Raw genomic sequence first — 11,570 nt, 5'->3', positions numbered from 1 at the left:
CGCCTATCGCTCGTTCCTCGCTACGCGGCTCGCCTCGTCGTGCAGAACCCTGCCGACGCCCGAACGTCAAACTCCCTGGGGCCTGCCGCCGCGCTTCGGCCCGTCCAGGAACCTAGGTCCCGGGCGGGCTCGGCGGGGCCCAGTCCCCGCTCTCGAGCAGCCGATCGATGGCCGCACGGTAGGGGGCCGGGTCCAGGCCCCGCTCCGCCACCCAGGCGTCGTCGTAGTAGCTGTGCTGGTACCGTTCGCCGCCATCGCAGATCAGGGTGACCACACTGCCCTTGCGGCCCTCACGGAGCATCCTGGCCACCAGGTGCCACACGCCCCACAGGTTGGTGCCGGTGGAGCCGCCCGCGCACAGGCCGGTGACCTCGTGCAGGTGACGCATCGCGGCGATGCTCGCGGCGTCGGGCACCGGCATCATCAGGTCGATCACCGACGGGACGAAGCTCGGCTCCATACGCGGGCGGCCGATGCCCTCGATCCGCGACGGCATCCCCGTGGCGTAGTCGGTCGCGCCGGTCACCCAGCCGGGGAAGAACGCCGAGTTCTCCGGGTCCACGACCGACAGTCGGGTGCCCAACCGCCGGTAGCGCAGGTAGCGGCCGATGGTGGCGGACGTGCCGCCCGTGCCCGCGCCCACCACGATCCACTCGGGGCAGGGGTAGCGCTCCATCGAGAGCTGTTCGAAGATCGACTCCGCGATGTTGTTGTTGCCCCGCCAGTCGGTGGCGCGCTCGGCGTAGGTGAACTGGTCCATGTAGTGGCCGTTGGTCTCCCGGGCGAGCCGTTCGGCCTCGGTGTACATGTCCGGCGGGGAGTCGACGAAGTGGCACCGGCCCCCGTAGCGCTCGATCAGCGCGATCTTCTCCGGGCTCGTCCTGCGGGGGAGGACCGTGACGAAATCCAGTCCGACCAACTGCGCGAAATAGGCCTCCGACACGGCGGTGGAGCCCGAACTGGCCTCCACGATGGTGGTGCCCTCGGTGATCCAGCCGTTGGCCAGCCCGTAGAGGAACAGCGAACGCGCCAAGCGGTGCTTGAGACTGCCGGTGGGGTGCACCGACTCGTCCTTCAGGTACAGGTCGATGCCCCACTCGGGCGGCAGCGGGAACACGTGCAGGTGCGTGTCGGCCGAGCGGTTGGCGTCGGCGACGACCCTGCGGACCGCCTCGTCGGCCCAGGCGCGGGCACGATCGCTGGACCGGTCCACGCACGCGGGGTCATGGGAGGGATCAGGGCTGTCGGGGGCTGTCGGACGTGCCATGATCAGCAGCGTAGCCGCTGCGGACCGGCGCTTCGCCCCGCTGTGCCCGGGGTGCGCGGGTGTCGGGGAGAGCCGCGCGGGCGGCCCCGCCGGATCGGCGGAGCGGCGCCCAGGGCGGTTCAGTCGAGGGACCCGCCGGACATCGCGGCGTGCATGCGCCGGTAGGTCGAGGCCTCCTCGTGGCGGCTCTGGCGTTCCAGGGTGCGCGCGAGCGCGATGTGGGCCCAGTTGTCGACGGGGTCCAGTTCGATGATCCTGCGGAAGGTCCGTTCGGCCTTCCTGAGCTGCGCCGAGTGGAAGTAGGCGCGGCCGAGCAGTTCCAGGAGGGAGCGGCTGTTCGGCTCGTGTTCGACGATCGGCTCCAGGGTGCGGGCGGCGTAGATCGGGTCGCCCAGCTCCATGAACATGCGTGCGCGGTTGAAGATCTCGTAGGTGTTCTCTTCCACGGTGCTCCTCTCGACGGCGGGGCCGTCCCGGATCACAACGGCCACCGTGGTGACCGCATTCCCAGACGAGACACGGGGAGGAAACGGCACGGCGCGCACTCGTGGAGCACCACCCCGCCGCACCCGTCCCCACTGGAGAGATCCCCGGACGGTGCCGCGTGCACACACGGGCACGGCCGTCGGTCCCTCCGGGGGACGGATGCGGTCGGGGCGCCAGGCCGCGGGTCAGACGTCGGCGGGGGTGATCCGGCCCGAGTCCACGTCGTAGATCGCGCCGGCCACCGGCAGGCCCGCGGGCAGCAGCGGGTGGTGGCGGATCCGCTCCAGGTCGTGCTTGAGCGCGCCGATCTGGTCGCTGTTGGTGTGGAACTCCAGGCTGCGGGTGTCCACCCCGTACTTCTCCTGGATGAGGTCGTGCACGGCGTCGTCACCCGGCACCGACGCCATCCTGCAGCGCGTGTGGGGAAGGACGAGGACCCGCTCCACACCCAGCAGGTACACGGCCAGGACGAGCGTGCGCAGGGTGTCGTCGGTCACCCGGGCGCCCGCGTTCCGGAGGATCTTGGCGTCGCCGGGCTTGAGTCCCAGCATGTCCAGGGGTTCGATCCTGGAGTCCATGCAGGTCACCAGAGCCAGTCCCCGGGCGGCCACGGGCTTGAGGCCGTGCAGGGCGAACTCGGCCACGTAGTCGTCGTTGGCGGCGAACACGTCGTCGAAGGCGCCCTGCGCGGGGGCGGGGTCGTGGGACTCACTCACGTCGGGTCACTCCTGTCTCCATGGTCATGGGCCGTGTACATGGAACCAGGCCCATGTACACGGCGTGTTGCAACACACTCAAACGCTGTTCTCGGGGGCGGTGATCCCGACACTGGTGCGCCCGGTTCCCACCGTGGTGATGGCACGCGGGAGCGGCTCGCCGGATCCGTCGCGGCGCTCGCTGGTGTCGGGCAGCCGCACGGGCTTGCCGTCCGCGCGCGAAGCCCGGGCCGGCGCCCTGCCGATCCAGGCGAAGAGCAGCGTGTCCTCGCCCTTGAGGTAACGGTGGCAGCGTACCCCGCCGGTCGCCCGACCCTTCGACGGATAGGCCTCGAACGGGGTGACCTTGGCCGATCCGGCCTGGGTGCCCTCCAGCGCGTGGGAGGAACCGGAGACGGTCACCACGACCGAGTCCTCGGGGGAGTGGACCGCGCCGAACCACAGGACACGCGCCTCCTCCGGCAGACGGACGCCCGCCACACCTCCCGCCGGACGGCCCTGCGGGCGCACGGTGGTCGCGGAGAAGCGCAGCAGCTGGGCCTCGGAGGTGACGAACGCCAGGTCCTCCTCACCGGTGGACAGCTGGGTGGCGCCGACCAGGCGGTCGCCGTCCTTGAGCGTGATGACCTCGAAGTCGTCCTTGTTGGGCGGGAAGTCGGGGGCGACCCGCTTGACCACACCCCCCTCGGTGCCCACGGCGAAGCCGGGCCCGGAGGTGTCCATCGACACCACCGAGACCACCCGTTCGTCCCCGTCGAGCTCGACGAACTCGCCCACGTCCAGGCCGGCGGCCAGGGGCGGTCGTTCGTCGCTCTCATCGGGGAGTTCGGGGATCTCCAGGACGGGAACGCGGATCATCCGACCCAGGTCGGTGACGAGACCGACGTCCGAACGCGAGGTCGTGGGCACGGCCGTGGCGATCGCGTCGTGTCTGGTGCGCAGGCCCTCGTACATCCTCGGCGGGGCGGCGCCCTTGCTGCGGCCGACGGTGCCGTCGACGCCGAGCAGGACGTGGCAGGCCTGGTCGGCCATCTCCAGGGGGACCACCGCGCCACGTGCGGCGCCGTCGCTCTCGCGCAGCTGGGTGCGGCGCGGGGTGGCGAACTTCTTCGAGACCTCGGCGAGCTCCTTGGACACCACGCGGCGCAGCTTCTTGTCCGACTCCAGGATGGACGTGAGCTCGGCGATCTCCTTGTTGAGCTGCTCGCGCTCGGTCTCCAGCTCCAGCCGGTCGAAGCGGGTCAGACGCCGCAGCGGGGTGTCCAGGATGTAGCGCGCCTGGATCTCGGACAGTTCGTAGGCGCCCATGAGGGACTCGCGGGCGGCGGCGGTGTCGTCGGCCTCCCGGATCAGGGCGATCACGCGGTCGATGTCGAGCAGCGCGACGAGCAGGCCGTCGACCAGGTGCAGACGCTCCTGACGCTTGCTCCTGCGGAACTCGCTGCGGCGGCGGACCACGTCGAGCCGGTGGTCGACGTAGACCTGGAGCAGCTCGCGCAGGCCGAGGGTCTGCGGCTGGCCGTCGACGAGGGCGACGTTGTTGATGCCGAAGGACTCCTCCATCGGCGTGAGCCGGTAGAGCTCCTCCAGGACCGCCTCGGGGTTGAACCCGTTCTTGAGCTCGATGACCAGGCGCAGCCCCTGGTTGCGGTCGGTGAGGTCCTTGAGGTCGGAGATGCCCTGGAGCTTCTTGGACTGCACCAGCTCCTTGATGCGGCTGATGACCTTCTCCGGGCCCACGCTGTAGGGGAGCTCGGTGACGATCAGGCCGGTGCGGCGGGCGGACACCTTCTCGATCGAGACGGTGGCGCGCGTCTTGAACGTGCCCCGGCCCTTCCGGTAGGCGTCGCGGACGCCGTCCAGGCCGACGATGGTGCCGCCGGTGGGCAGGTCCGGTCCCGGGACGAACTCGGTGAGCTCCTCCAGGGTGGCGTCGGGGTGGGCGATCAGGTGGCGTGCGGCGGCGACGACCTCGCCCAGGTTGTGCGGGGCCATGTTGGTGGCCATGCCGACCGCGATGCCGGAGGCTCCGTTGACCAGGAGGTTGGGGAAGGCCGCGGGCAGCACCTCCGGCTCGGTCTCCTGGCCGTCGTAGTTCGGCTTGAAGTCGACGACGTTCTCGTCGATGGACGAGACCAGGAGTTCGGCGCTGCGCTCCAGACGGGCCTCGGTGTAGCGCATGGCGGCGGGGGCGTCGTCGCCGCCGAGCGAACCGAAGTTGCCGTGGCCGTCGACCAGCGGTACGCGCATGGCGAAGGACTGGCTGAGCCGGACCAGGGCGTCGTAGATGGCGCTGTCGCCGTGGGGGTGCAGGCGGCCCATGACCTCACCGACGACGCGGGCGCACTTGACGTGACCGCGGTCGGGGCGGAGCCCCATCTCGTTCATCTGGTAGAGGATCCGCCGCTGGACGGGCTTCATGCCGTCACGGGCGTCGGGTAGCGCGCGCTGGTAGATGACCGAGTACGCGTACTCCAGGAAGCTGCCGCGCATCTCCTCGGAGACGTCGATGTCGATGATCTTCTCGGCGAGATCCTCGGGGGGACGGGAAGTTGTACGGGCCATGACCGTAATTCTGTCCTGTTCCAGAGACTGAAACGTACGTCGGCCCGTGGTTGGGGGCGTGTGACCCGTGCGACTGTGGGGGTTTTGGGCATGCGTGGGGTGGTTTCCGCCCCGCACACGAACAGGTACGGAAACCACCCCACGCTGGGAGCCGGGCCGTGTCGGCCCCGCCCCCGACGTCAGTCGGAGAAGGGGATCGTGACGGTGGCGCCGTCCTCGGCCCCGGTCAGGACCGTCGAGGGGGCCTCGCCCAGGGCGCTCCACAGCTCGACGCGGACGGATCCGCCGTTCAGGTCGCCGAGGGACCCCTCAGCGCTCAGCGGTCCCCGGCCGTGGGTGTAGTCCTCCCAGCCCTCCAGGTCGTAGACCACACGGATCTGGACCGCGTTGGCGACCGCGTCGCCGGAGTCCACGGGCAGGGAGAGGGCGGTGGGGCCGCCGGGATCACCGCCCTCACCCGTGGTGGACGCCAGTGAGCGCGGCTCCACGTCGAGCCGAGTTCCGTCGGAGAAGGTCACGGCCAACGGCGTGTCGGACGGGTTGAACGCGGTGTGGGTGCGCTCTCCGCCGTCGTCGAAGACCGCGTAGTGCGCGGTGTCCGCCGTGACGGCGGTGTCCACGGTCCCCACCTCGGCCAGGGTCGACACCCACTGGTAGGTGTGCGGCCTGGACTCACCCGCCTCGGGTTCGTACGAGGTCCACCGCTCCTCGAAGAGGCTCAGGGCGCGGGGGCCGTCGGGGCAGCCGCGCCCCCCGGAATGTCGGTGGCCGCCATTACGGTGCTGTGTTGGATCGAGGGGAGGTGTTTCCACGGTGTTGACAGGGTTCCGGTATCGGCTGGCGCTCACCAACGAACAGACCGGGCGGTGCGAGGAGTACGGCGACATCTGCCGTGCGGTGTGGAACATCGCCCTTGATCAACGCCGCCAGGCCGTCCAACGATGGCGGCGCGGATACGACCAGCCGTTCTGCGGCTACCACCTGCAAGCCGCCCAACTCGCCGAAGCCAAACGCGAGGAGACCTGGCTGAAGGCGGCACCGTCCCACATTCTCCAGCAGACCCTCACAGATCTGGACCGTGCCTGCCGGGACCATGGCACGTTCCACGTGCGCTGGCGTGCCAAGGGACGGTGGAAGCCCTCCTACCGGTTCCCTGATGCCAAACAGATCATCGTGGAGCGGCTGGGCCGTAGGTGGGGCCGGGTGAAGCTGCCCAAGCTGGGGTGGGTGCGGTTCCGGTGGTCCCGCGCCCCCAAGGGCGTGGTCCGGTCGGCCACGGTCTCCTGGGACGGCGCCCACTGGTACGTGTCGCTGCTGTGCGAGGACGGTGAGTGCACACCCAAGACGCACACGGCGCCGGACTCGGCGGTGGGTGTGGACCGTGGGGTCGCGGTCGCGGTGGCCACCAGTGACGGGGACCTGTTCGACCGGGTCTTCCAGTCGCCGAAGGAGCACGAGCGCGAACGGCGTCTGCGGCGACGGCTGTCCCGTCAGCGCACAGGGAGCGCCAACCGGGCCAGGACCAAGGTGGCGCTGTCGAGACTGACCGGGCGGGTGCGTGCCCGGCGTGCCGACTTCGCTGCGCAGACCGCGCACGTGCTGTGCGAGAAGAACGCGGTCGTGGTCCTGGAGAAGCTGAACACGGCGGGCATGACCCGGTCCGCCAAGGGGACCGCTGGTGCTCCCGGCCACAACGTTCGGCAGAAGGCGGGTTTGAACCGGGCGATCCTGGCCAAGGGGTGGCACGGTTTCAAGCTCGCCTGTGTGAACAAGGCCCGACACACGGGGACCCGGATCATGGAGGTCAATCCCGCCTACACGTCGCAGACCTGTGTCGAGTGCCAGCATGTGGACCCGGCGTCGCGAGAGAGCCAATCGCGGTTCCGGTGCACCGGATGCGGGCACACAGCCCATGCTGACGTGAACGCGGCACAGAACACCCTGATGCGCGGATGGACTAGCCCTTCGGGGTGAACCGTGCCAGTCCGCGGAGACCTCTGGGATGCCATGTCGGTGAAGCGGGAACCAGCCGCTGCTGTGAGGCGCGCGGCACTGGCCAGGCCGTTGGGTCCGGTCGGAATCCCCTCAGACAAGGGGAGGAAGTCAAGCCGTAGTGCTCCTCTGGTACGTCGGTGAAGGCCGCCCGTGGTGTCGGCGTAGGAGAAGGGCAGACCCTGGCCGACGGTGACGCGCAGAGTCCGGCCGTTCCCCTCCCAGCGGGGGGTCACGGTCCAGTCGCCGTGGTCGGCCACCCTGGTGTCGGGGGAGGTGAGGCCGTCCACGCCCATCGACAGGTCGGCGGGGTGGGGGTACTCGTCCTTGAGTCCGTCGGCGACGATCCGGTGCTGTTCCGGATAGCCGACCTCCAGTCCCTCGGCGCGGGGGCGGAAGCTGAAGGGGTGGGCGAACAGGTTCTCGCCGTACGGGTTGTCCGGGTAGCGCTGGAAGATGAGCGACGACCACCACTCGTTGGTGGGGGCGGGGCCGTCGAAGTCGTCGGTGACCTTGGGGGCGACCGGCGTGCCGTTCAGGTCCGAGGGACCGGGGGCTCCCTCGGGCAGACCCTCCGTGTAGCCGCCGGAGCCGCCGGAGCCGACGGGGCCGTCGGCGGCGGAGGCGGGAGGTGGGGCGGCCGTCACGGCTGCGGCGCAGACCAGGGCGGTCGCGGTGGCGAGCACTCCGCGGCGTGCGCGGACGCTGAGCGGCGTTGGGGGCGGGTCCGCGGGTGGGCGGGGGGTTCTCATGGGGGCATTCCTTCCGGTAGCGGGTAGGGAATGGAAGCGCTCCCAGGACGTCGGGGTCGAGTGTGGGTGGAAGGGTGACCCGTGGGCAATGAGGGCAGACGGAGGAGTTATCGGGTCGTTACCGAAGGTGGTGGTCGGTGGAGGTCCCGGGGAGACGGGGGCCGAACCCGCCCCGTTCGGGCGGCCGGGGCTGTGGACAACCGCTCCGACGTCCCTCCGCTCTGGTACCAAGGAACGCATGGCGACACCTGCTGGCGACGCGCACACCACCGAGACCGACCCGGACGGGCCCGTCGGCCGCGACGCCTCCCGTGACCACGGGGGCCCGGCCCACGACGGCGCGCTGCGCGCGGCGGCCGAACGGCACCTGCGCGCGTTGGCGGGGGAGTCGGCGCGGCTGCGCGAGGATCAATGGACCGCCATCCACGCCCTGGTCGCCGAGCGTCGCAGAGCACTGGTCGTCCAGCGCACCGGCTGGGGCAAGTCCGCCGTGTACTTCGTGGCCACGGCCCTGCGGCGCGCCGAGGGGGCGGGGCCCACCGTCATCGTCTCCCCGTTGCTGGCCCTGATGCGGAACCAGATCTCCGCCGCCGAGCGCGCCGGGATCCGGGCGCGCACCATCAACAGCGCCAACACCACCGCGTGGGAGACCGTCTACGCCGACGTGTCCGCCGGGGAGGTGGACGTGCTGCTGGTCAGCCCGGAACGGCTGAACAACCCCGAGTTCCGCGACCGCGTCCTGCCCGAACTGGCCGCCGGGGCGGGCCTGGTCGTCATCGACGAGGCGCACTGCGTGTCGGACTGGGGACACGACTTTCGCCCCGACTACCGCAGGATCCGCTCCCTGCTGCACGACCTGCCCGACGGCGTCCCGGTCCTCGCGACCACCGCCACGGCCAACGAGCGCGTCACCCGCGACGTCGCCGAACAGCTCCGCTCGGGTGACACGCGTCAGGACACCCTCGTCCTCCGCGGCTCCCTGGAGCGGGAGAGCCTGCGGCTGGCCGTCGCACGCCTGCCCGACCCCACCGCCCGGCTCAGCTGGCTGGCCGAGCACCTGCCCAAGATCCAGGGGTCGGGCATCGTGTACACGCTCACCGTCAGCGCGGCGCTGGAGACCGCGCGGTTCCTCTCCGAACAGGGGCTGGACGTACGCGCCTACACCGGTCAGACCGACCCGGACGAGCGGCGCCGCGCCGAGGACGACCTGCTGGCCAACCGGGTCAAGGCGCTGGTGGCCACGAGTGCCCTGGGAATGGGCTTCGACAAGCCCGACCTCGGATTCGTCGTCCACCTGGGCGCCCCGCAGTCACCGATCTCCTACTACCAGCAGGTCGGACGCGCGGGCCGCGGAGTGGAACGGGCCGAGGTGGTCCTGCTGCCCGGCCGGGAGGACACACAGATCTGGGAGTACTTCGCCGGACTCTCCTTCCCGCCGGAGGCCACCGTGCGCGAGACCCTCGCCGTCCTGGCGGCCGAGGGGGCGCCGATGTCCGTCGCGCGCCTGGAGACCCGTGTGGACCTGCGGCGCACCAGGCTGGAGCAGATGCTCAAGGTCCTCGACGTGGACGGCGCGGTCCGGCGTGTGCGCGGCGGCTGGACCGCCACCGGGCTGCCCTGGGAGTACGACGCCGAACGCTACGCCGCCGTCGCCGAGGCGCGCGAGCGGGAGCAGCGCGCCATGCTCGACTACCTGTCCACCGACACCTGCCGGATGGAGTTCCTGCGGCGTCAACTGGACGACGCGCAGGCCGAGCCGTGCGGACGCTGCGACGTGTGCACCGGAGAGTACTGGCCCACCGACGTCGATCCCGGGCGGCGCGCGGCGGCCGCCGACCATCTGGACCGGCCCGGAACCCCGATCACGCCCCGGCGCCAGTGGCCCACGGGTATGGACGCCCTGGGCGTGACACTGTCCGGGAAGATCAAGGAGGAGCTGCGCGCGGGTGAGGGGCGGGCCCTGGCCCGTCTCACCGATGTCGGCTGGGGTACCGAACTGCGCCGCATCCTCGCCGAGGACGCTCCCGACGAACCGGTCAGCGACCGCGTGCTCCAGGGCGTCGTGCGGGTCCTGGCCACGTGGGGATGGGAGCGCCGACCGGTGGGGGTGGTGGTCATGCCCTCGCTCACCAGGCCGGCGATGATCACCGACCTGGCGCGCAGACTCTGCGACCTGGGCCGTCTGGCCCCGGTCGGGGCGCTGGGGTACCGGTCCGAGAGCGGCCCCGGGCCCAGACGGCACAACAGCGCTCTGCGTCTGCACCAGGTGTACTCGGAGCTGGTTCTGGGCGATGAGACGGCTCAGCGTCTGGTGGACCTCCAAGCGGGAACACCGGGCCCGGTGCTGCTGGTGGACGACCACACGGACACGGGGTGGAGCCTGACCGTGGGTGCGGCCCTCCTACGCCGGGCCGGGGCTCCCGAGGTGTTGCCCTTCACCCTGGCCACGAACGGGGGCTAGGGCGTGTGTGGTGGATGCTGCCCGTCGTTGAGGAGGTCACTGCGCTGTAAGGCGCCGGTCGAGGGTGGCGGAGGGCGACGGACGGGCAGGATCCTGGCCGTTCGGGGGCTCGTGCAGAGTGGGTGTCGCGTCGAAGACGTCGGTTGAGGGTGCCCGCCCCATCGCGAAGCGGCCCCGGCCGGTGGCGGGCTCCGGGCAGGCCAGGAACAAGCGCCGCCTACCGCAGCCGCTGTCCCCGCGGCGCGCCGCGGCGGACCGGCTGTCCCTCACCCAGATCGGGGCGGGCACCCGGCTGGTGCAGGGCGCGCGCCGCGAGCCGGTGCGCCCGACCCAGTGCCTCCTTCGGGTGGCGGCCCGCCAGCCACTCGGGCAGGAACCCGGCGATGAACGCGTCACCGGCGCCGACCGACCCCGGCTTCGGATCGACCGGCTCGGCCGGGGCGGACACCACGCCCTCGCGGGTCTTGGACGCCCACAGGCCGCCCTCCTCGCCGAGCTTGAGCACGACGTTGGGGTAGTGCGCCGTCAGCACCTTGGCGGCGGCCTCCGGCTCCTCCTTGCCGGACAGCACCTTGGCCTGGGGGAGGTTGGCGAACAGCAGCCGCACGCCCTGCGTCCACTCCAGGAAGTCCTCCGCGCCCGCGCGTTCCAGCGGGGCGTGGGAGCCGCCGTCCACCGAGATGGACATGCCGCTCTCGCGTGCCATGCGCAGCGCCACCCGGGCGGCGCGCCGGGAGTCGGGGTTGATCAGGGTGTACCCGGACACGTGCAGGTGCGCGTCCGGGGTGAACACGTCGCGGGGCAGGTCCTCGGGCTGGAGCCGGGCGTTGGCGCCGGGGTCGCTCAGCATCGTCCGGTCACCGCGGTGGGTGATCATGACGACGCACGTTCCGGTCGGCCGCTCCGGGTCCATCACCATGCGCGAGTCCAGGCCGTACCCCATGAGCTCCATCTCACGGGTCCGGCCGGTGATGTCGGAGCCGCGGCGGCCCACGAACGTCGTGTCGACGCCCTCGACGGCCAGCCACGAGGCGATGTTCGCGCCGGAACCGCCGCCGTACATGGTCACGGACGCAGGCGTGTCGCTGCCGCGGGCCAACGGGTGGAACGCCTGCGCGACGGCATCGGTCATGAGGTCACCGATTACGACCACTCGTGTCATTTCGCCAGCCACCACCGAGTTGTGAGAATCCGTGCTCGCACGACGTTAACAGGTTAACGATCAGCGGCGTGTAACGAAGTGACGGCGCCATGGATACACGACAGGACACGTCAGGCGGTGCGTCGCGACCGGACCGCTCGTGTCGGAGACCTCCGGCGCGGTGGACCGG

General features: G+C 71.0%; 7 protein-coding genes and 2 pseudogenes. 2 read left to right on the top strand and 7 right to left on the bottom strand.

All coding sequences use genetic code 11. The annotated features are described in order from the left end of the window. Nucleotides 1-112 precede the first annotated feature (112 nt). From KIK06_RS14030 to KIK06_RS14010, 5 genes and pseudogenes are all read right to left on the bottom strand, one after another. Nucleotides 113-1,267 carry a PLP-dependent cysteine synthase family protein gene (locus KIK06_RS14030; protein ID WP_268643471.1) on the bottom strand — a complete coding sequence of 385 codons (1,155 nt, stop codon included), beginning with the start codon at nucleotides 1,265-1,267 and terminating at the stop codon, nucleotides 113-115. A 119-nt stretch (nucleotides 1,268-1,386) separates the two neighbouring features. After that, on the bottom strand, nucleotides 1,387-1,713 hold the full coding sequence (locus KIK06_RS14025) for a tetratricopeptide repeat protein (protein WP_026127474.1): 327 nt from the start codon (nucleotides 1,711-1,713) through the stop codon (nucleotides 1,387-1,389). Between the two features lie 225 nt (nucleotides 1,714-1,938). Next, a complete protein-coding gene (locus KIK06_RS14020) occupies nucleotides 1,939-2,469 on the bottom strand; it encodes a beta-class carbonic anhydrase (protein ID WP_268643469.1) in 531 nt (176 codons plus the stop codon). 78 nt (nucleotides 2,470-2,547) lie between these two features. Next, on the bottom strand, nucleotides 2,548-5,034 hold the full coding sequence (locus tag KIK06_RS14015; protein ID WP_268643468.1) for a DNA gyrase/topoisomerase IV subunit A: 2,487 nt from the start codon (nucleotides 5,032-5,034) through the stop codon (nucleotides 2,548-2,550). A 179-nt stretch (nucleotides 5,035-5,213) separates the two neighbouring features. Continuing rightward, a pseudogene (locus KIK06_RS14010) lies at nucleotides 5,214-5,795 on the bottom strand (hypothetical protein); the annotation flags it as partial. Nucleotides 5,796-5,847: 52 nt separating this feature from the next. Here KIK06_RS14010 and KIK06_RS14005 point away from each other — a divergent pair. Then, nucleotides 5,848-7,008, top strand: coding sequence for an RNA-guided endonuclease InsQ/TnpB family protein (locus tag KIK06_RS14005; protein ID WP_268643467.1), 1,161 nt, complete (start codon nucleotides 5,848-5,850; stop codon nucleotides 7,006-7,008). Between the two features lie 164 nt (nucleotides 7,009-7,172). Here the strand turns inward: KIK06_RS14005 and KIK06_RS14000 are convergent. Beyond that, nucleotides 7,173-7,778, bottom strand: a pseudogene (locus KIK06_RS14000) (glycosyl hydrolase); the annotation flags it as partial. A 238-nt stretch (nucleotides 7,779-8,016) separates the two neighbouring features. Here KIK06_RS14000 and KIK06_RS13995 point away from each other — a divergent pair. Continuing rightward, nucleotides 8,017-10,239: a RecQ family ATP-dependent DNA helicase gene (locus KIK06_RS13995; protein WP_268643466.1), complete on the top strand. Its 2,223-nt coding sequence runs from the start codon at nucleotides 8,017-8,019 to the stop codon at nucleotides 10,237-10,239. A 217-nt stretch (nucleotides 10,240-10,456) separates the two neighbouring features. Here the strand turns inward: KIK06_RS13995 and KIK06_RS13990 are convergent, their stop codons facing one another. Then, the gene (locus tag KIK06_RS13990; RefSeq protein WP_268643465.1) at nucleotides 10,457-11,392 is read right to left on the bottom strand and encodes a carbohydrate kinase family protein; all 936 of its coding nucleotides are present in this window, start codon (nucleotides 11,390-11,392) and stop codon (nucleotides 10,457-10,459) included. Nucleotides 11,393-11,570 lie beyond the last annotated feature (178 nt).

Source organism: Nocardiopsis sp. EMB25 (genome assembly GCF_026797795.1).
Taxonomy (GTDB): domain Bacteria; phylum Actinomycetota; class Actinomycetes; order Streptosporangiales; family Streptosporangiaceae; genus Nocardiopsis; species Nocardiopsis lucentensis.
This window is presented reverse-complemented; position numbering and strand designations above follow the sequence as displayed.